Below are 21,010 nucleotides of genomic sequence, written 5' to 3' on the forward strand. Positions count from 1 at the left end.
GGCCGTCGTCACCACCGCCCTCCTCTCGGGGCACCCCCATGTCTGCACTCCTCCAGGAGCACAGGAGCACGCGTGAATCAGCATGCCGAAACCCCGCCCCAGGTGAGCCTGGCGCAGTCCTCCCCCACCGTCGGCACCTTCCGCGAGCGGGACGGCGCGCTGGAGTGGAGCGGCCGCCAGGAGACCCTGCGGATCGAGCCGTGGGGCCCGGACGCCGTCCGGGTGCGTGCCCGGCTCGGCGGCCCCGTCCTCGAGGGACTCCCGGGCGCCCTGCTCGACGAGGCTCCCGCGACACCGGCCTCGGTGAAGATCGAGGACGGCCGGGGGCTGCTGACCGTCGGCGCGCTCACCGTCGAGGTGAGCGCGGAGGGCCTGATCCGGTTCCTGCGGACAGAGGACTCCGGCGAGCTCCTCGCCGAGGACCGCGCCCACTTCTGGTGGCCCGGCTCCCGCCTCTACACGGCCGTCGGCAACGGCCACCACCGCCTGGAACAGCGCTTCGCCGCCTATGACGACGAAAGGCTGTACGGCCTCGGCCAGCACCAGCACGGGCGCCTCGACCAGAAGGGCCTGGTCCTGGATCTGATCCAGCGCAACGCCGAGGTCGGCATCCCGGTGCTGACCTCCAGCCGCGGCTACACCCTGCTGTGGAACAACCCGGCGATCGGCCGCGTGGAGCTGGCGCACAACGGCACCCGGTGGGTCGCCGACTCGGCCCGGCAGATCGACTACTGGATCACGGCGGGCGATCCGGCCGGCGGCCAGCGCCGCTACAGCGCGGTGACCGGCCGCAGCCCGATGCTGCCGGAGTGGGCGGCGGGCTTCTGGCAGTGCAAGCTGCGCTACCGTACCCAGGACGAACTGATGGCGGTGGCCCGGGAGTACAAGCGGCGCGGCCTGCCCATCTCGGCGATCGTCTGCGACTTCTTCCACTGGACGCACCTGGGCGACTGGAAGTTCGACCCGAAGGAGTGGCCGGACCCGGCGGCCATGGTGCGCGAGCTGGAGGAGCTCGGCATCAAGCTGGTGGTGAGCGTGTGGCCGTCGGTGTCGCCGCTGAGCGAGAACCACCCGGTCCTGGAGCAGCGCGGCTGGTTCATCGGCACCCAGTACGGGCCGATGGCGCACGCCGACTGGCCCGACAAGGAGGTCGCCTCCACGGTCCAGGTGGCCTTCTACGACGCCACCAACCCCGAGGCCCGGGAGTTCGTGTGGTCGAGGGTGAAGGAGAACTACCTCGACCCGTACGGCATCACGGCGTTCTGGCTGGACGCCTGCGAGCCGGAACTGAAGCCCGGATTCCAGGAGAACCTGCGCTACTGGGCGGGTCCGGGCCTGGAGGTCGGCAACGCCTACCCGGCGGAGAACGCCCGCACGTTCTACGAGGGCCTGCTCGCCACCGGCGAGGAGGAGATCGTCACCCTCAACCGCTCGGCGTGGGCGGGCAGTCAGCGCTACGGTGCCGCCCTGTGGTCCGGTGACATCGGCACGGACTTCCCGACCTTGCGCCGCCAGATAGCGGCCGGCCTCAACACGGCCCTGTCGGGCATCCCGTGGTGGAACACCGACATCGGCGGCTTCCACGGCGGCGACCCGGACGACCCGGCCTACCGGGAGGTGATGGTCCGCTGGTTCCAGTTCGGCGCGCTGTCCCCGCTGATGCGCCTGCACGGCTTCCGCGACCCGGGCATGCCGCTGGGCCCGGAGATGACCGGCGGCCCCAACGAGGTGTGGTCCTACGGCGAGGAGGCCGGGGCGATCCTGGAGCGGTACCTGCGGCTGCGGGAGCGGCTGAAGCCGTATGTGCTGGAGGTCATGCGGGCGGCCCACGAGGAGGGCCTGCCGGTGATGCGGCCGCTGTTCCTGGAGTTCCCGGACGACCCGGCGACCTGGTCGGTCGACGACTCCTATCTGTTCGGCCCGGACCTGATGGTGGCCCCGGTGCTGACGGCCGGCGCCACCGTCCGTACCGCGTACCTGCCGGCCGGGGCCGGCTGGACGGACGCGTGGACGGGTGAGACGTACGAGGGCGGCCGGGCCGTGACGGTCGACGCCCCGCTGGACCGCATCCCGTTGTTCCTGCGGGACGGGGCGCGGCTGCCTGTAGCGGAGTAGCCGCGCCGAAGGGGGTGGCCGGACCGATGGAGGCCTGCCGACCATCCCCTCGCACCCGTACGGCCAACTTCCCTCCAGCGCCGCGCAGTTCCAGAAGGTAGGTTTTCCGCGTGCCCTCGACTCCGCTCGCCCTCACCCTCGCCAACCTGGCGCTGCGGCCCTCCTTCGGCTCCCGCCGGGACCCCGGCCGGATCTTCGACCGCATCGTGGTGGAGGCCGGTGAGGCGCCGGGAGACCGGGAGTTCGTCGACGACTTCCGGGCCCTGCTGGGCTGGTGGGCGCAGGCCGAGCACCTCACCCCGGTCGGCTGGCAGGCCGCGCAGGGCCACGTGCGGCGGCATCTCACCAACCGGGCGCGGGTGCGGCGGCTGATCGCCGAGCACCCGGAGATCGAGCGGGAGCCGATCGAGAAGCCGGTGTTCGTCGTGGGACTGCCCCGCACCGCGACCACCGTCACGCACTCGGTGCTGTCGATATCGGACCGGCACCGGTGTCCCCTGCTGTGGGAACTGCTGGCGCCCGACCTGGAGCTGCCGCCCCGGCGGCGGCGCAGGGCCATCACGGCCGGACGCCGCATGGTGCAGGGCACGGACCTGTTCGCACCGCGCTTCCGCGACATCCACGCGATGGCCGCCGAGGGCCCCGAGGAGTGCACGTTCGCCCTGCCGCACGCCCTGATGCCGTTCTCCCAGGCCCGCATCCCGCAGTACCGGCAGTGGCACTGCGCGCGCGACTTCACCGCCGACTACCGGTACCTCAAGCAGGTCTACCAGGTGCTCCAGTTCGGCCGCCCCCGGCGGCGCTGGATGCTGAAGTCCCCCATGCACCTGGAGAACCTGGAGGCGCTGCGCACGGTCTTCCCGGACGCCACGATCGTGTGGTGCCACCGCGACCCGGTCACCGTCGTGGCGTCCTTCTGCTCCCTGATCGAGCACGGCATGGCCGTCAGCACCCGTCCCGTCGACCTGACCGGCATCGGCGCCACCTGGCTCGACCTGCTGAGCCGTGCCATGACACGCGGCCTCGCGGCCCGGTCCGCGATCCCCGCCGAACAACTGGTGGACGCCCCGTACTCCTGGCTCGGCTCCGATCCCGCGGCCGGCGCCCCGAAGCTGTACGCCGCCGTCGGCGCCCGGTGGACCGAGGCCGACGCTGCCCGGCTCCCCGCGGCCGTCGCGCGTCCCCGCGGCGCCCGCAAGCACACCTATGACCTGTCCCGCTACGGCCTGACCCGCGACGAGGTCGAGTCGGCCTTCGCCGGGTACAACGCGCTGCGGGCCGAGGTCGATCGCGCCTGACGGCACGGCCGGGCCGCGGCCCGCACGACGGTCAGCTGCTGCTGATCGTCAGGTTGTTGGTGGTGAAGTTCAGCCCGCCGGACGAGGAGGTGACCTCATAGCCGAACTGGACGTCACCGATCGTCTCGTTGCCCATCCACCGCTTGGTGTCCTTGATCCACTTCAGGATCGGCAGGATGTTCACGGTGCCGGAGCCGGAGTTGGAGGTGCGGATGAACGTGAACACCTCGTTGGCGCCGTTGCTGCCCTTGAAGACGTTCCAGGAGTGGCCGCCGAGGCTGACGCTGCCCTGCGAGGTGCCGATCGGGCCGACGGGCCCGGTCTTGTTGACCCAGAGCATGATCTCGTAGTCGTGGTCGGTGTCCCAGATGTCGTACGACGTGTTGTACGCGCCGGACGACGGGACGCTGACGTTGTAGCTGCTGGAGAGCGAGCGCAGCGAGGTGATCGACTTGTTGATCGCCTTCGTCTGGTTCGGGTAGGACTTGATGCCGCCGGTGTTGGGGTGGTTGGCCCAGACGCCCCAGTTGGTGCCCGAGTTGGCCCAGATGCACTGGCTGCCGGCGCCGCCGCCCCAGATGTTGTTGTAGAGCGTGTAGCCGTTCAGGTTGGTCCGGCCCCACTGGTCGCAGGAGTTCCAGACGGCGGCGGAGGCGGGGGCGGAGGCGAGGCCGACGGTGGCGCCGAGGGCCAGAGCGGGAGCCAGCAGGGCCTTGGTGACCCGGCTCAGCGTGCGTGATGCCATGGTGTCCCTTCCATGGGGTGGGGGGGATGAGGGAGCTACCACGACCTCAGGGTGAGGACGTGGTCTTCTCCGGCGACCAGGTGGAGGGATTCTGCGCCGGAGGAAGTCCGCAGTTCGACGCGGTGGGTGCGGCCCGGCCTGATGACGGCGGTGGCGCCGTCCCGCGTCCAGGTGAGGTCCAGCTCGGCCCCGAACCGGGTGCGCACCCCGTGCAGGGCGCCCTCGGGGCAGTCCGCCGGCAGCGCGGGCAGCAGGACCAGCCGGTCGGGGGCCGACTGGACGAGCATCTCGATCAGCACGGCGGGCAGGGTGTGCGCCGCGTCGGCGTTGTAGACGTCGCGGCCGGGGTAGTGCGCGCTCATCAGGGAGGCGTGGAAGAAGTCGCCGTCCAGGACCCGGCCGAGGGCGTGGGCGACGCGGCCCGCGTCCCGGAGCCGGGCCGCGACGAGGGCGTGGTGGAGGTGGCCGTGCGCGGAGTCGTTCTCGGCGCCGCGCAGTTCCAGGGCGCGGTGCGCGGCGGCCGCGAGTCCGGGGGTGTCGTAGGGGGTGATCTCGTCGAGGGGCCAGACGCCGTAGAGGTGGCTGAGGTGGCGGTGGTCGTAGGAGTCCTCGAGGCCGGGCCAGGCCCATTCGGCCAGGGCTCCGTCCTCGTTGATCCGGTGCGGTGGGAGCCGGTCGGCGAGGGCGTTCCAGCGGTCGGCGTCGGGGCCCGGGTGGTAGGCGGCGGCGGTGCGCAGGGCGTGGCGGGCCGCGGAGAGGTCCATGGCGGCGTTGAGGGTGCCCCAGCTCGCGTTGGCGGGCCGGTTCTCGGGTGAGTAGGAGGGGACGACGACGAGGTGGCCGTCGTCGTCCGTCCTGGTGAGGAAGTCCTCGTAGAACAGGGCGGCTTCGGCGAGTGCGGCGGCGGTGCGCGGGTCGCGGGTGCCGTACGTCTCGTCATGGTCGACGAGCGGCTTGAGCAGCCAGTCGGCGCCCGCGGTCCACAGGTGCAGCGGGTACTCGCGGTTGTAGTGGTAGGAGTGGCCGGACTCGCCGTCGCTGTGGGCGGGGGCGACGACGCCCCGGGCGCCGAAGACCGCGCGGGCGTTGTCGCGCCAGTCGGGGAGTTGCCGGTGGACCAGGTTCGCGTGCGCCTGGGTCACTTCGGGGAGGGCGGCGGCCGCGGCCGAGGCGGTCTGGAGGTTGAGGTTGGCGTCGTGGGTGAACGCGCCGGACCAGGCGGTGTTCCAGTCGCCGGTCCACAGTCCGGTCAGGCGGGGCGGGAGCAGCCCGCTGGCCGACAGCAGGTGGTAGCGGCCGGCGGCGAAGAGGCGCTCCAGCAGGGCGGTACTGCGCGGCTGCTTGAGCAACTCCGATCCGGGAAGGGCCCGTTCGGCTGGATCGGCGGCCAGGTCGAGGGTGACGCGCTCGTAGGCGGTGCGGTGCAGGGCGGTGTGGCGGTCGAGGAGCTCGTCGTACTCGCCGGACAGGTCGCGCAGGGCACGGCCCTCGGCGACCACGTTCAGTTCGCCGGTGTGCCGGTGCACCCGGGTCAGCAGCAGCACGGACTGCGCGCCCTCGATGTGCACGCCCGGGGGCACGAGGGTGGTGGTGCCGCCGGTGACGGTGACCTGGGTGACGCCGGTGCAGGCCCGGTCGCTGTCCGGGTAGCGGGCGCGCAGGCTGAGCAGGGCGCCCTCGGGGGTGAGGACGGCTCCGTGGCCGATGCCCAGACGGGCGGGGGCGCCGGGCAGCCGTGGGTCGAGGCCGATGCCGAGGATGAGGGCGGGTCCGCCGACGTGCTGGACGATCACGTCGTCGGCGCGGGAGACGAAGACGCGGCTGGTCCAGCCCGCGCAGGTCGCGCTCACCTCGCCGGTGGTGAAGTCGACGTCCCGGCGGTAGTCGTGGGTGCTGTCCGCGACGCGGTTCAGCCGGACCTGGAAGGCGGGATGGAAGGGCTGTACCCACTGGTGCGGGCGGCCGTCCGTGAAGTCCTCGGCGGCGGTCGTGTCGCCCGCGAGGAGGCGCTCCTGGAGGGCGGACAGCCGGCCGGCGAGCTCGGGTGGGCGGGGGTCCCCGCCGTTGGGCCGCACCAGGGTGTGATGCGTGACGACGACCCGCTCGGCGTGCGGGTCGCCGAACACCAGGGCGCCGTGCCGGCCGTTGCCGCTGAGGAAGGCGTCCTCCCAGCGGGCGGCCGGGTGCGGCTCCCAGGTGCCGTGGACGGGGGCGGAGGCGGTCATGGCCGGAGCACCGCCGCCTCGTAGCGGCCGAGGGTGACCCGGTCGGTGACGTCCGCCCCGGTCAGCAGGTCGCGGTGGGTGCCGGGCACCTCGACGGTCACCGGTTCGCGGCCGTGGTTGAGCACGAACAGCAGCTCACCCCGGCGTACGGCCTCGACCTGTTCGGGGAGCCCGTCGAGCACCGGCCGGACGCCCGCTCCGGCGGCGATCGAGGTGAGCAGGCCGCGCAGCGCCGCGGGCTCGGGGAGCGTGGAGACGTACCAGGCCCGGCCCTTGCGCAGCACGGCGGGCAGTCCGTCGAGTTCGCCGCCCCGGTAGGGGACGGTCTCCTCGGCGGTGCCGTCGCCCTCCAGTTCCTCGGACCACAGGGTGCCGCTGAAGCCCTCGCAGGTGACGGCCTCGCCCTCGTCCAGCGGCCACCACTCGTGCAGTGTGCGGATGCCGAACAGCTCGCGCAGCCGGGCGTCCATGCCACCGGGGCGCACCCGGTCGTCCTCGTCGGCGACGCCGGTCTGGAAGCCGCAGACGAGGGTGCCGCCCTGCCGTACATAGGCGAGGAGGTTGTCGATCGCGGTGTCGGTGAGGGCGTACAGCTGAGGCACGACGACGAGCGAGTACGGCGTCAGGTCGTGTTCCGGGTGGGCGAAGTCGGTGGTGAGGTGCCCCTGCCACAGGGCCCGGTGCCAGGCGCGCAGGACGTCCGGGTACTCCACCCGGCTGGACAGACGGCCGTCGTGGGCGCCGGCCCACCAGGCGTGCCAGTCGTGCAGGACGGCGACGTTCGCGGTGAGGTGCCGTCCGGCCACCTCGGGCGCGATCCGCTCCAGGTCGGCGCCGAGCCGCTTGACCTCCTGGTACGTCCGGCCCTCTGCTCCCGCGTGGCTGACCATGCCGGAGTGGAACTTCTCCGCGCCCTGCCGGGACTGCCGCCACTGGAAGTAGCAGACGGCGTCGGCTCCCCGGGCCACGGCCTGGAGGGACCACAGCCGGTTGAGGCCGCGCGGTTTGGGGTGGTTCACCCCACGCCAGTTGACCGGCCCGGCCGCCTGCTCCATCAGCATCCAGGGCCCGCGTGCCTGGGAGCGGGTCATGTCCTGGACCAGGGCCCCGCTCTGGGCGCCGAGCGGGTCGCGCGGGTCGGGGTAGAGGTCGACGGAGACGACGTCCTCCTCCTCGGCCCAGCGCCAGGCGTCCTGCCCGACCCACAGCGGCATGAAGTTGCTGGTCACCGGCAGGTGCGGGGTGTGCCGCCGGACGATGTCCCGCTCGGCGGTGTAACACTCCAGGAGCATGTCGGAGGTGAAGCGCCGGAAGTCGAGGACCTGGCCCGGGTTGCGCAGGTAGTGCGGCAGGCGGGGCGGCAGGATCCCGTCCCAGGTGTCGTAGTCCTGGCTCCAGAAGGCGGTGCCCCAGGCCTCGTTGAGGGCGTCGAGCGTGCGGTACTTCTCACGCAGCCAGCGGCGGAAGGCGACCGCGGCCTGGTCTCCGTAGTCGGCGGTGCAGTACTCGTTGTTGATGTGCCACAGGGTGAGGGCCGGGTGGCCGCCGTAGCGGGCGGCCAGGTCCTCGGTGATGGCGGCGGCGTAGCGCCGGTAGGTGGCGCTGGAGTGCGAGAAGTGCTGCCGGCCGCCCCACCACTCGGTGCGGCCGTCCTCGGTGACGGGCAGGGTGTCGGGGTGCAGCCGGCCCATCCAGGGCGGCGGCGAGGAGGTCGGGGTGGCGAGGACGACGCCGATGCCGTTGTCGTGCATCAGGTCCATCAGCGTGTCCAGCCAGCCGAACTCCCGTGCGCCCGGCTCCGGTTCCAGCGTCGACCAGGAGAAGACGCCGAGGGTGACCGAGTTGACGCCGGCGGCCCTCATCAGCCGGACGTCCTCGTTCCAGGTCTCCTTCGGCCACTGCTCCGGGTTGTAGTCCCCGCCGAACAGGAGACGGCCCCGGGTGGCGTCGCTCAGGCCGGGCCGCTTCCTCTCGGGCATCAGGTGGGCTCCCCGTACTGCACGCCGCGTCCGTTGGTGGCGATGTAGACGCGGCCGTAGACGCGCGGATCACCGGTGACGGCGGCACCGATCCAGCCCCACTGATGCCGGTCGTCGTTGATCCGTGTCCAGGTCTTCGCCTCGTCGTCCGAGCGGTACACGGCGGTGATGGTCTCCGTGGAGCCGACCAGGTAGATCGCCGGGTAGGAGGCGCCCTCGGCGGCCTTGCCGAAGCCGAGGGTGTGCGAGGCCCGGCAGCCGGCGACCTTGGTGAAGGCCGCACCGCCGTCGGTGGAGCGGTACAGCCCGTTCCCCTTGAGGCTCAGCCAGAGGTCGCCTGAGCGGCCCGGGGCGGCGACGAGCTGGAACTCGCTGTCCCCCGAGTTCAGGCCGGTGGCCCGCGCGGTGAAGGTCCGGCCGCTGTCGGTGCTGGCGTGGAGGGTGCCGGTGGTGGTGTCGAAGGCGTAGAAGCGCTTCGGGTCGACGGGGTCCGCGACCGGGGCGGCGCCCTTCGGGTAGGAGGCGACCTCGGTCCAGGTGGCGCCGTTGTCCGCCGAGCGGTGGGCCGGGTACGTGGTGCCGTCCCAGTGCGCGAAGGACCACAGCAGCACGCTGCCGTCGGCGTTGGCGGCGATCGGCCCCGGCGCGTCCTTGGCGATGGCGGGCTGCGCCTTGAAGGGCGCCCAGGTCTTGCCGCCGTCGTTCGACCAGGCGCCGTTGCCGTGGTCGCCCCACCCGGCCCGGACGACGTACGACGGCTTCGCGGCGGCCAGCGACAGGCCCGTCGCCGTGCCGAACACGGGGTTCGACGCCATGCCGCGCGACGGGGAGGCGGTGAGCCGCTCGTGGTACATCACGCCGATGTCGCCGGACCCGCTGAGCAGATGCGCCTCGCCGCTCGGGGGCGAGATCAGCTGCCGTATGGACGCCTCCTCCACACCGCGGATCTGCGGGGCCCAGCGCTTGAGGTCGCGGGTGCCGTAGAGGGTGGCGCCGGTGCCGTAGACGACGTGCCGGGAGTCGTACGGGTCGAGCGCGACGGCCTGGATCCACCAGCCGAACTTGGGCTTGTCCCCGCCCCAGTTGAGATACGGCGTCTCGGAGACGTCGAGGACGGCCCCGTCCTTCAGGGACGTCCAGGTGCGGCCGCAGTCGGTGGAGCGGAAGACGGTGTCGATGTCGGCCCAGCGGTTGTTCGTCGAGACGACGAGCGTTCCGGGCCGGCGGGCGTCGACGGCGACACCGCCGTAGCCGAAGGAGTCGGCGGAGCCGTCGGCCGTCGTGCCGCCCGGCTTCACCGGGGTGACCTCGCTCCACTTCCCGCCGCTGACGCGGAGCTTGTGCACGCTGCCGTCGGACTGCCCGTTGGGGCCGGGGGCGTTGGCGTAGGTCACGTACAGCTCGCGGGTGTGCCGGTCGTACGCGGCCCGGATCGGCACCTTGGCGGCGGTGCCGGAGGGCTGCCCGGGTACGGCCTTCCAGGTCGTGCCGTCGGAGGTGCGGTACAGGTTGGGCTTGCCCGCGGTGCCGTCGGAGTCACCCCAGCCGGCGTAGACCGCTCGGCCCGCGGCGACGAGGAAGGTGATGCCCTGGCCGGTGGCGCTGGGCGCGGCCGGGAAGCTCACGGCCTGCCATGTGGCACCCCGGTCGGTGGACTTGAGCAGCCCGTCGTGCCGCGTGCCGAGCCACAGGGTGTCGCTGTCCCGGGGGTCGACCAGCAGCCGCTCACCGCAGCCGCGCCCGTCCTCGTTGGCCCCGAGCTTGACGGTGAGGTCGGTGCGCTTCCAGGTGGCGCCACGGTCGTCGGACCGCAGGACGGCCCCGTTGCCGGCCCAGGACTGCGTGTAGGTGCCGAGGGAGAGGTACACCCGGTTCGGATGTCTCGGGTCGACGGCCATGGCCTCCACCCCGAGCAGGTTCCAGTCGTCCCAGCCGAGGTGGTCGGTCAGCGGGATCCACCGGTCGGTCCGGTCGTCCCAGCGGTAGGCACCGCCGATGTCGGTACGGAGGTAGGCGAGCCCGCGTACGGAGGGGTGGAACAGCACACCGGTGATGAATCCGGTGCCGCCCTGGACCGCGTTGCGCCAGCGGTATCCCCCCTTCGCGGGGGCGGCGGCGGCTTGCGCCCGGCCCTGGGTCACCGGCAGGGAGACGGCCGCGGCGGCGGCAGCGGTCCCGGCGAGAACGGCACGTCTGCTGAGGCTGGACGCATGCATGACACACACCTCGTCGTTCTGAGAGGGGGGGGAGGAAACGCCCCGGGAGGGGCGCGGGGAACTGCGCGACCGGCCACGAACTGCCCGCGGTCGCCGAACAACCGGAACACCCCGCCGTGGGGGCGCCACTCAGCCCTTGATGGCTCCGGTGAGCATGCCCTTCTTGAAGTGCTTCTGGACGAAGGGGGAGATCACGGCCACCGGCAGCAACGCCATCACCATCACGGCCATCTGGATCGCCAGCGCGGAGATCTGCCCGGTCTTGACCGCCTGGCTGACGCCGACCGGCGCTTCCTGCTTCTGCACCAGCTGGATCATGACGTTCTGCAGCGGCATCATGTCCTGGTCACTGAGGTAGATCGACGCGTTGAACCAGGCGCTCCAGTAGCCCACCGCGTAGAACAGCGTGATCACCGCGACAACGGCCCGGGAGAGCGGCAGGACGATCTGCCAGAGGATGCGCCAGTCCCCCGCCCCGTCGATCCGGGCGCTGTCGACGAGCTCCGGCGAGACCCCCATGAAGAACGCGCGCAGGACCAGGATGTTGAAGACACTGACCGCACTCGGCAGGATCAGCGCGAGGTACGTGTCCGTCAGCTCGAGCGACTGCACCAGCAGATACGTCGGAATGAGCCCGGCCCCGAAGAACATCGTCGCGAGCAGCGTCATCAGCAGCCAGCGATGCCCGAGCGACCCGCTCCGGGACAGCCCGTACGCCGCGAGAACCGACACCGTCATCGAGAACAGCGTGCCGGCCAGCGTGACGCCCACGCTGACGATCGCCGCCCGGGTCACCTGCCCGCCGCTCAGCAGCTCCTGATAGGCGATGAAGGTGATGTCCTTCGGAATCATCACCAGCCCGCCGGCCTCGGTGATGGTCTTCTTCGAGGACAGGCTCGTGACGATGACGATCCACAGCGGGAACAGCACGGCGAGGCAGGCGCCGACCAGGACGATGCCCTTGCCCGCGATCCCGGCCTTGCTGGGCTCCTCCTCCCAGACGGGTCTCGGCGGCGCCTCCCACCAGCGGGGTTCTCGCGCCGCCTCCTCGATGGCGGCCTTGTCCATGACGGCGGTCACTTCTTGTACACCCCCTGCTCGCCCATGAAGTGGGCCACCTTGTTCGCGGCGAGGACGAGCGCCACACTCACCAGGCCCTTGATCAGCCCCGCGGCGGCCGCGTAGCCGAAGTCCTGGTTGCGGACGCCGTTCCACCAGACGTAGGTATCGAGGACCTCCGCCGCCCCTGGTCCCACCGCGTCGCGTTGCAGCAGGATCTGCTCGAAGCCGACGGTGAGCGCGTCACCGACGCGCAGCACCAGCAGCAGGGCGATCACGGGCCGCAGCGCGGGCAGCGTGACGTGCCACATGCGGCGCCAGCGCCCGGCCCCGTCCATGGCCGCCGCCTCGTACAGGTCGGGGCTCACGGAGGCGAGCGCGGCGAGGAAGACGATGATGCCCCAGCCCGCGTCCTTCCAGACGCCCTCCGCCGTCACCAGGAACTTGAAGATCCCGGGGTCGGTCATGAGGTCGAAGCCCTCGTACCCGCGCTGCCTCAGGGTCTGCGCGATGATGCCGGCGCCGCCGAAGATCTGCTGGAAGACGGTGATGACCAGCACCCAGGAGAAGAAGTGCGGCAGGTAGAGGATCGCCTGCGACACCGCCCGGATCCGGGGCCTGATCACGCTGTTGATGAGCAGCGCGAGCAGGATGGGGACCGGAAAGAACAGCACCAGCTGGAGGAAGAACAGCACGAGTGTGTTCTGCACGGCGTCCCAGAACGCCGAGTCCGCGAAGACCCGCTGGAACTGCTCGAAGCCCACCCAGGGGCTCTCCAGCATCGCGATGAAGCCGTTGTCGCTGACGTACGGGTCGTACTCCTGGAAGGCGACGACGTTGCCCAGGATCGGTATGTAGTTGAAGACCAGGACCAGCGCGATGGCCGGCAGGGTCATCAGGAGCAAGGTGCGGTCGCGGCGCAGCCGCAACCGGAGGGTGACCTTGCCGGAGGGTTTCTTCTCCGGCCGCTCCCCGGCGGGGTCGCCCGCCGCCCCGGAAGCCGCCTCACTCGTCTTCGCCTCGGCCCTGCTGCGAGGCACCGTGCTGTTGGACACGGCCTTCTCCTTGCCTCAGACCCGGGTCACTGCGCGGAGCCGTTGTCGTCGTGCAGCTTCTGGTACCAGTCGCGCAGCTTGTCGCCGCCCTGCTTCTTCCATTCGGAGACGGCCTGCTGCATGTCACTGATCTTCTTGCGGCCGCGGACGACGTCGTCCTCCAGCTGCTCGAAGTCGTTGGAGAGGTTGGTGTAGCGCACCGGTTCGGTGATCTGCATGCCCCAGAAGGTGGACTTCTTGGTGAAGGCGCCCATCCGCTGCTGCCATTCCACCTGCTCCTTCGCGACGTCCGGGAGGTCCGGGTGCGCGATGGTCGGGGCTGGGCTGGCGAGCATCACGAAGGCGTTCAGGACCTCCTGGTTGCCCTTGTCGTTCTTGGTGGGCACCCCGTCCTTGACGGTGTAGTGCGTGCCCTCGACCCCGTAGTTGGTGAGCATGTACTCCTTGGTGCCGTACGGGGCGGCGGTGACGTTGGCGGCGGCCAGGATGTCCTCGATGACGGCCTTGGAGGCCTTCTTGTTCACGAAGGCGAAGATGCCCGCGGGGGATCCGGCCCACAGCGTGGGGTCTCCGCCGTCGGCGCCGAAGATGTCCATGCCGGAGATACGGAAGTCGGGATTCTGGCCGACCTGTTCGGCCATCTTGCCCCACCAGTCCGAGATGTTCTGGTTGTACATCAGAACCTGGCCGGAGGTGAACCGGTCACCCGGTGTGCCCTGGTTGACGGCCTTGGCGTCGGGGTGGACCACACCCGCCGAGTACAGCTTGCGCGTCCACTCCAGCGCCTCGAGGTACTCCTCGGTCTCGACGCGGTAGACCATCTTGCCGTCGGTCAGGTTCCAGCCGAGCGGCTTCTCGCTGCCGGAGAGCACTCCGAAGATGTTGAAGGCGGTCCACTTCATGTCGTCGCAGGCCCACACCTTGGCCTTGGGCCGGGTGATCTCCTTGGCGAGGGCGAGGAACTCGTCCGGGGACTTGGGTAGTTCCCAGCCCTCCTCGTCGAAGACGTCCTTGCGGTAGAAGGGCACGATGCCGACGACGGAGGGGGCGGGCTGGGGCAGGCCGCGCAGCTTGCCGCCGAAGATGGAGTACTGCCAGGCGCCGCTCGGGATGGCGGCGAGGTTCGGGTACTTCTTGACGGCGTCCCCGGACAGGTACGGGCCGAGGTCGGCGAACTTGCTGATGATGGCGCTGGGTATCTTGCCGCCCATGTTCCAGCTGGGGATGACCACGACGTCCGGCACGTCGCTGGAGGCGAGGATCGCACCGAGCTTCTCGTCGTAGGTCACGCCGTCCTGGTTCTGCCAGGTGATGTCGACACCGATCAGGTCGTTCATCGCCTTGTAATAGGGGTTGTCGCCCTTCGGCGGCGTCCCCCAGAACGGCGACATGATCTTGATCGAGCTGCCCTTGCCGAGCTTCTTCGGCACCGAGGTCTCGAGGTCGGCAAGGTTGAGCTTGCTGGTGAAGCCCATCGCCGAGCCGTTCTCGGACGGGATGTCCGGCGTCACCACGTTGCTCGCGACGTAGGCCGGCAGAAGCTTCTTGGCGCTCTTGCCGGACGTCGTGCCGTCCTGCGAACCACCGCCCGACCCCCCGCAGGCGGCAAGCAGCGGCATCCCGCCCGCCACGGCAGCGGTGGCGACCGCCGTGGAGGCGAGGAAACTTCTCCGGCTCGGTCCGGAGGAGGCGGAGGCGGCGTTCGGCGTCATTGCGTCAACCCTTCATGGCGCACCAGGACACCCGGCGGAGGCCGTCGGCTGCGGTGTCTCGAGTGGAACTGGCTGAGCCGAAGCGAGCTTTCGACCCAGCAGGGGCTTGTTGTAGTCGAAGCGCTTCGATGTTGCTGTGAGGTTAAGTGAACGCCCAGGGGTGCACAAGGGTCGTCCCCAAACTTCCTCGAAGGCATGAGAAGGGACCATTCCTCATGCACGGCTTGAAGGGACGACACCGGTCTCTTGACACCCGACCCGTCGCCGACCCAGCATCGAAGCGCTTCGAAAGGGCCTTACCGCTCCACCGCAAAGGGAATCCCACGTGACTGCACCCACGCCGCCCAGTCCGCCGTTCCGCGATCCGCGCCTGCCGTTCGCGAAGCGGATCGACGACCTCCTGTCGCGGCTCACGATCGAGGAGAAGACCGCCTTCCCGCACCAGTTCGCGCCCGCCGTGGAGCGGCTCGGTATCGCCGCCTTCCGTACCGGGCAGGAGGCCCTGCACGGCGTGGCGTGGATGGGCCCGGCGACGGTGTTCCCGCAGGCGGTCGGCCTCGGCGCCACCTGGAACCCGGAGCTGGTGCGGCGGGTGGGCGACGCGGTGTCCAGGGAGGTCCGCGCGATGCGCGCCAAGGACGACCGGGTCGGCCTCAACGTGTGGGCCCCCACGGTCAACCTGCTGCGCCACCCCCTGTGGGGGCGCAACGAGGAGGGCTACTCGGAGGACCCGAAGCTCACCTCGGCGATCGCCACGGCCTACACGCACGGCCTGCGCGGCGACCACCCCGTCTACTGGCGCACCGCACCCGTGCTGAAGCACTGGCTGGCCCACAACAACGAGACGGACCGCTCCACGACGTCGAGCTCGGTGCGTCCGCGCGTGCTGCACGAGTACGACCTGCGGGCCTTCCGCGAGACGGTCGAGGCGGGGGCGGTGGCCGGGGTGATGCCGGCCTACAACCTGGTCAACGGCCGCCCCAACCACGTCTCCCCGTACCTGTCCGAGCACCTGCGGACCTGGACCGACGAGGAGTTGCTGGTCTGTTCGGACGCGGGCGCGCCGAGCAACCTGGTCGACTCCGAGCACTACTTCGACACCCATGAGGAAGCCACCGCCGCTTCCCTCGTCGCGGGTGTCGACAGCTTCACCGACCACGGCACGGACTCCTCGCAGATGATCGGGCGGCTGCGCGGTGCCCTGGAGCGCGATCTGCTGACCGAGGCCGATCTCGACAGGGCCGTCCGCCGGCAGCTCTCGGTCCGCTTCCGGCTCGGGGAGTTCGACCCGCAGGACGACCCGCACGAGGCGACCGCCGCGTTCGACACCCCGGCGCATCGCGCCCTCGCCCAGGAGGCCGCCGAGCAGGCGATCGTGCTGCTCAAGAACGAAGGGGCGCTGCCGCTCGCCCCGGACGCCCGGATCGCGGTGGTCGGGCTGCTCGCCGACGAGTGCAAGCTCGACTGGTACAGCGGCACGCTCATCCACCGCTCGACCCCGCTGGAAGGCTTGTACGAGCGGTTCGGCGCGGAGCGGGTGGAGTTCGCGGAAGGCGTGGACCGGGTCCGGCTGAAGACCGCCGCGGGTGCGTTCCTGCACGTGCCGGTGGCCGAGGGGGCAGCCGCCGAGGTGCGCGGGGCCGAGGGCGCGCTCGACCCTGCGCTGCTCGCGGGCCGCACGGACCTGCCCGCGCTCACGACCGACGCGACCGGCACCGAGCTGGCGCTGGTCGACTGGGGGGAGGGCGTGCTGACCCTGCGCGCCCCCGACGGCCGCTACCTGTCGGTCGCCGAGGACGGCAAGGTGCGCGCCTCCGTGGACCAGCCGGGCGGCTGGGTCGTCCAGGAGACGTTCCGCCTGGAACCGCACGGGAACGGACACCTCCTGAAGCATCTGGGGACGGGTCGGCACGTGTGTGTCTCCGCCGACGGCGTGAAGGTTGCCGACGAGGATCCGGAGATCTTCGAGCTGGTCGTCGCCGAGCGCGGCGAGGAGGCGGTGGCGCGTGCCGCCGCGGCGGCCGACGTGGTCGTGGTGGTCGCGGGCAACGACCCGCACATCAACGGCCGCGAGACCGAGGACCGTACGACCCTGCGCCTGCCGGAACAGCAGGAGCGGCTGCTGCGGGCGGCCCGCGCGGCGAACCCGGCCACCGTGCTGGCGCTGGTCTCCGCCTATCCCTATGCCGTCGACGCGGCCGAGCTGCCCGCCGTGCTGTGGACCGCGCACGGCGGCCAGGCGGGCGGCACTGCCCTGGCCCGCGTCCTGGCCGGCGACGTCTCCCCTGCCGGCCGCCTCCCGCAGACCTGGTACGCCGACGACGCCGACCTGCCGAATCTCCTCGACTACGACGTGATCGGCGCCCGCCAGACGTACCTGTACTTCGAGGGGACCCCCCTGTTCCCCTTCGGGCACGGCCTGTCGTACGCGTCGTTCGCGTACGGCGGTCTGACGGCCCGGGTCGAGGACGCGACGGTGCGGGTCTCCTTCTCCGTCACGAACACCGGTGACGTGACGGCCGACGAGGTGGCGCAGCTCTACGGCCGGGCCGTCGACGCGTCCGTGCCCCGTCCGCGCCGCGAGCTGCTGGACCACCGCCGGGTCACCCTCGCCCCGGGGGCGACGGCCGAGCTGGACTTCGAAGTCCCGCTGACAGCGTTCGGGTTCTGGGACGTGGCCCGCAACGGGTGGCGCGTGGAGCCGGGCGGGTACGAGCTGCTGGCCGGGGCGTCCAGCGAGGACCTCCGGCTGCGGACGACCGTCACGCTGGACGGCGAACCGACCCTGCCGCGCGCGGTGGTCACCGACGGTCTCCCGGCGGCCGGGTTCGACGAGCACCGCGGCATCGAGATCGTCGACCGGACGAAGGTCTCGGGCGACGCGGTGACACCGGCGGGCGCGGAGCCGGGCGAACTGGTCTACCACGCCTGTGACTTCGGGCGGGGCGTCTCCGAGGTGACGGTGGAGGTGGCCGGCGCGGGCACGGTCGAGCTGTCCCTCGACGGCGGCCCGGCACTCGCGGTGCTGTCGACCGCCGTGCCCACGTCCGGTCCGTACGACTACATCTCGCTCGGCGCGTCCGTCGTCGCCGCCGGCGTCCACGACGTGCACCTCAGGCTGCGCGGCCCGCTGCGGCTCGCGCACGTCGGCTTCTCCGGTTGAGGGTCCGGAGCAGCCGGCGCAAAGAAGAGGCCCGGCACCGGAAGGCATCGGTGCCGGGCCTCTTCGCCGAGACTATATGAAAACGGTTCCCATGAGCTAGAGGGTGATGCCGGTCAGGACCAGCACGCGCTCATAGGTGTAGTCCTCCATGGCGAACCGCACGCCCTCGCGGCCCACACCGGACTGCTTGACGCCGCCGTACGGCATCTGGTCGGCGCGGTAGGACGGCACGTCGCCGATGACGACGCCGCCGACCTCCAGGGCCCGGTGGGCCCGGAAGGCGGTCTGCAGGTCGTGGGTGAACACACCCGCCTGGAGACCGTACTTGGAGTCGTTGACGGCGGCGAAGGCCTCGGCCTCGCCGTCCGCCCGCTGCACCGTGAGGACCGGCCCGAAGACCTCCTCGCAGGAGAGCGTGACGTCGGCCGGGACCTCGGCCAGGACGGTCGGCGCGTACGAGGCGCCGTCGCGCTTGCCGCCGGTGAGCAGCCGCGCCCCGGCGTCCACGGCCTCCTGGACCCACGTCTCGACGCGCCGGGCGGCGTCCTCGCTGACCAGCGGGCCGACGTCGGTCTTGTCGTCGCTCGGGTCGCCGGTGACCTGGGCCTCGACGGCGGCGACGATGCGCGGCAGCAGCCGGTCGTACACGGAGGCGTCGGCGATGACCCGCTGCACGGAGATGCAGGACTGGCCGCCCTGGTAGTTGGAGAAGGTGGCGATGCGGTTCGCCGCCCACTGAAGGTCCTCGTCGCTCGCCCAGTCGGCGAGGACGACGGCCGCGCCGTTGCCGCCCAGCTCCAGGGTGCAGTGCTTGCGCGGCACCGAGTCCATGATCGCGTAACCGACCTTCTCGGAGCCGGTGAAGGAGATCACGGGCAGGCGCTCGTCCCGCACGAGGGCGGGCATCTTGTCGTTGGCGACCGGCAGGATGCTCCAGGAGCCGGCGGGCAGTTCGGTCTCGGCCAGCAGGTCGCCGATGATCAGGCCGGACAGCGGGGTCGCCGGGGCCGGCTTCAGGATGATCGGGGCGCCGGCGGCGATGGCCGGGGCGACCTTGTGGGCGCAGAGGTTCAGCGGGAAGTTGAAGGGCGCGATGCCGAGCACGACACCCTTCGGGAAGCGGCGGGTGAGGGCGAGCCGGCCCTGGCCGCCGAGGTCGGTGTCGAGGCGCTGGGCCTCGCCGCCGTTGAAGCGCCGGGCCTCCTCGGCCGCGAACCGGAACACGGACACGGCCCGTCCGACCTCGCCGCGCGCCCACTTCATGGGCTTGCCGTTCTCGGCGGAGATCAACCGCGCGATCTCCTCGGTGCGCTCGGCGAGGCGCTTGCTGACGTGGTCGAGGGCGGCGGCCCGGGCATGGGCCGGGGTGGCGGCGAACTCGTCCGAAACGGCGTGCGCGGCGGCCACGGCCTCCTCGACCTGCGCGTCCGTCGGCACGCTGACCCTGCCGACGAGCCGCCCGTCCCACGGGGACGTGACGTCGAAGGTGTCCTCGCCGGTGGCCTGGCGGCCGGCGAGCCAGAAGGCGTGGGTGGAGGTCATAGGGTTCCGGCCCTTCGGCGTCGGGGGTGATCGTGAGCTACGGGATCAACGGTAGGTGCGAGATGAGCGAAGGGCGTTTGTCCGAGCCGTAGCAGTGAGGGACGCGGACACTACGGATTGGCTATTCGGTGCCGACGGCCTTCAGAGCCAGCCACAGCTCCATCCGGACATCCGGGTCGTCCAGGGACCGGCCGAGGATCTCCTCGACCCGGCGCATGCGGTAGCGCAGGGTGTGCCGGTGGACGCCGAGGTCGGCCGCCGCCGCGTCCCACTGGCCGTGCTTGGACAGCCAGGCACGCAGGGAGGCGACGAGGTCGCCCCGGCCGGTGGCGTCGTGCTCGTACAGCGGCCGCAGCATGCCGTCGGCGAAGGCCCGCACCGCGTCGTCCGCCAGCAGCGGCAGCACCGAACCGGCCGCCATCCGCTCGTGCTCCACGAGGACGCGCCCGCGCCGCCGCGCCACCGACAGCGCCTGCTCGGCCTGCTTGTAGGCGGCGGACGCGGCGATGGGCCCGGCCGGTGCCGACAGGCCCACGACCAGTTCGTCCTCCTCGCCGCCCGGCACCTTCTCGCGTATGCCGGCGCGGGCCGTCTCCAGGGCGGCCGCGTACTCCCCGCAGACCGACGCGGCGGCACCGCCGTCCGCGGCCAGCACCACCAGCCGCTCCCCCTCCGGCACCACCAGCACGGCCTCGCCGGCGCGGGCCGCAGCGGACTCCACGACGTCCGCGAGCGCCGCGAGGGGATCCCCGCCCGTGTCGGCCGCGGCGAGCGCGGCGGCCGAGGGCCGGTCCGCGGCCGGGGCGCCCTTGCGGGCCTCGGCCCGGGCCAGCGCGGCCGACGCCGACACCGGCACCCGCTCCGCGACCAGCATCCGGAACGGCGCGTCCAGCAGCTCGCCGTACAGGTCCCCGGCCACCGCACGGGCGTGGTCCGGCTCCCCGGCCAGCAGCATGCGCAGCACCGCCGCACCGACCCGCTGCTCGGCCGCCTGGAGGGAGCGGGAGCGTTCCGTGGTCAGGGTCAGCAGCGCGATGGCCGAGTGGACGGCGTAGCGCTCGGCGGTACCCGGAGCGGCGGCCGTGCCGACGGCGAGGGCCGCCCGGGGACGCCGGCCGGTGCCGAGGGTGTGCAGCTCGACCCGGTCCTCGTTCTCCGGACCGCCGACCACCGACGAGGCGGGCGCGGGGCGGTCCCGCAGCTTCTGCACGTCGCCCGTGAGCCGTGCGGCCCGCCGCACCGCCCACTCCGGTGCCGTGGCGACGACCGCGCCGGAGGCGTCGTACAGCGCCGCCCATCCGTCGACCTGGGCGGCCAGCGCGGCCAGCACCCCCTCGGGGCCGCCGCTCTGAGCCTGCCGGGTCAGCTCGCGCTGGGCGGCGAACCCGGCGGTGACGGCCCGGTACTGGTCGGCGGCGATCGCGGCGGACACGGCCTTGCTGATGGCGAGGAACGGCGTGCGGCGCGGCACCTCCAGCAGCGGCAGGCCCTCCTCCTCGGCCGCGTCGACGAGCGCCTTGGGGATCTCCTCGTAGTTCACGCCGACGGCGAAGCCGAGCCCGGCCACTCCGGCCCCGGTCAGCCGCCGGACGTAGCGGCGCATGGCCTCCGGGTCCTCGGCGTCGAGCTTGAGCGCGGTGACCAGCAGCAGTTCCCCGCCCTCCATGTAGGGCACGGGGTCGGCGAGCTCGCTGGGGTGCGCCCAACGGACCGGCACGTCGAGGCGGTCCCGGCCCGCCCGCACGGTCAGTTTCAGCGCCGAGTGGTGCACGAGCGAGGCGAGCGTCGGGGGCATGAGGCCTTCTGCGTCAGGGCGGTGTGATCGCTGTGGTCTTTTGGCCGCCGCGTATGAACGGCCTGTGACGATTCTGCCTCACCGTACGGTCCCCGCGTACCCGCAC

12 protein-coding genes are annotated in these 21,010 nt (G+C 71.7%); 3 read left to right on the forward strand and 9 right to left on the reverse strand.

What is annotated here, in order from left to right:
* Positions 1–72 precede the first annotated feature (72 nt).
* Positions 73–2,115 carry a glycoside hydrolase family 31 protein gene (locus tag ABTX62_RS03925; RefSeq protein WP_352114689.1) on the forward strand — a complete coding sequence of 681 codons (2,043 nt, stop codon included), beginning with the start codon at positions 73–75 and terminating at the stop codon, positions 2,113–2,115.
* 110 nt (positions 2,116–2,225) lie between these two features.
* Positions 2,226–3,413, forward strand: coding sequence for a sulfotransferase family protein (locus ABTX62_RS03930; protein ID WP_352114690.1), 1,188 nt, complete (start codon positions 2,226–2,228; stop codon positions 3,411–3,413).
* A 31-nt stretch (positions 3,414–3,444) separates the two neighbouring features.
* Here ABTX62_RS03930 and ABTX62_RS03935 read toward each other — a convergent pair whose 3' ends face one another.
* The 7 genes from ABTX62_RS03935 to ABTX62_RS03965 all read right to left on the reverse strand — a co-directional run bounded on the left by ABTX62_RS03935 (position 3,445) and on the right by ABTX62_RS03965 (position 14,404).
* Complete coding sequence (locus tag ABTX62_RS03935; RefSeq protein ID WP_352114691.1) at positions 3,445–4,158, reverse strand: glycoside hydrolase family 12 protein; 714 nt, start codon at positions 4,156–4,158, stop codon at positions 3,445–3,447.
* Between the two features lie 35 nt (positions 4,159–4,193).
* Positions 4,194–6,383, reverse strand: coding sequence for a glycosyl hydrolase family 95 catalytic domain-containing protein (locus ABTX62_RS03940; protein ID WP_352114692.1), 2,190 nt, complete (start codon positions 6,381–6,383; stop codon positions 4,194–4,196).
* On the reverse strand, positions 6,380–8,362 hold the full coding sequence (locus ABTX62_RS03945) for a beta-galactosidase (protein WP_352114693.1): 1,983 nt from the start codon (positions 8,360–8,362) through the stop codon (positions 6,380–6,382). The genes ABTX62_RS03940 and ABTX62_RS03945 overlap by 4 nt, the downstream gene beginning before the upstream one ends.
* Positions 8,362–10,578 (reverse strand): 1,4-beta-glucanase, encoded by a 2,217-nt coding sequence (locus ABTX62_RS03950; protein WP_352114694.1) that lies wholly within the window; start codon positions 10,576–10,578, stop codon positions 8,362–8,364. The genes ABTX62_RS03945 and ABTX62_RS03950 overlap by 1 nt, the downstream gene beginning before the upstream one ends.
* A gap of 129 nt (positions 10,579–10,707) precedes the next feature.
* Positions 10,708–11,646 (reverse strand): carbohydrate ABC transporter permease, encoded by a 939-nt coding sequence (locus ABTX62_RS03955; protein WP_352114695.1) that lies wholly within the window; start codon positions 11,644–11,646, stop codon positions 10,708–10,710.
* A gap of 8 nt (positions 11,647–11,654) precedes the next feature.
* Positions 11,655–12,692 carry an ABC transporter permease gene (locus ABTX62_RS03960; RefSeq protein ID WP_352114696.1) on the reverse strand — a complete coding sequence of 346 codons (1,038 nt, stop codon included), beginning with the start codon at positions 12,690–12,692 and terminating at the stop codon, positions 11,655–11,657.
* Between the two features lie 26 nt (positions 12,693–12,718).
* Positions 12,719–14,404: a type 2 periplasmic-binding domain-containing protein gene (locus ABTX62_RS03965; protein WP_352114697.1), complete on the reverse strand. Its 1,686-nt coding sequence runs from the start codon at positions 14,402–14,404 to the stop codon at positions 12,719–12,721.
* 325 nt (positions 14,405–14,729) lie between these two features.
* On the opposite strand from ABTX62_RS03965, the gene ABTX62_RS03970 reads away from it, so the two are divergent.
* On the forward strand, positions 14,730–17,567 hold the full coding sequence (locus ABTX62_RS03970) for a glycoside hydrolase family 3 C-terminal domain-containing protein (RefSeq protein ID WP_352114698.1): 2,838 nt from the start codon (positions 14,730–14,732) through the stop codon (positions 17,565–17,567).
* Positions 17,568–17,663: 96 nt separating this feature from the next.
* Here ABTX62_RS03970 and ABTX62_RS03975 read toward each other — a convergent pair whose 3' ends face one another.
* Positions 17,664–19,109: an aldehyde dehydrogenase family protein gene (locus ABTX62_RS03975; RefSeq protein WP_352114699.1), complete on the reverse strand. Its 1,446-nt coding sequence runs from the start codon at positions 19,107–19,109 to the stop codon at positions 17,664–17,666.
* A gap of 121 nt (positions 19,110–19,230) precedes the next feature.
* Entirely contained in the window at positions 19,231–20,904 is a 1,674-nt protein-coding gene (locus ABTX62_RS03980; protein WP_352114700.1) for a PucR family transcriptional regulator, read from the reverse strand.
* Between the last annotated feature and the right edge of the window lie 106 nt (positions 20,905–21,010).

The sequence above is a fragment of the Streptomyces sp. NPDC096046 genome, from assembly GCF_040303285.1.
Taxonomy (GTDB): Bacteria; Actinomycetota; Actinomycetes; order Streptomycetales; family Streptomycetaceae; genus Streptomyces.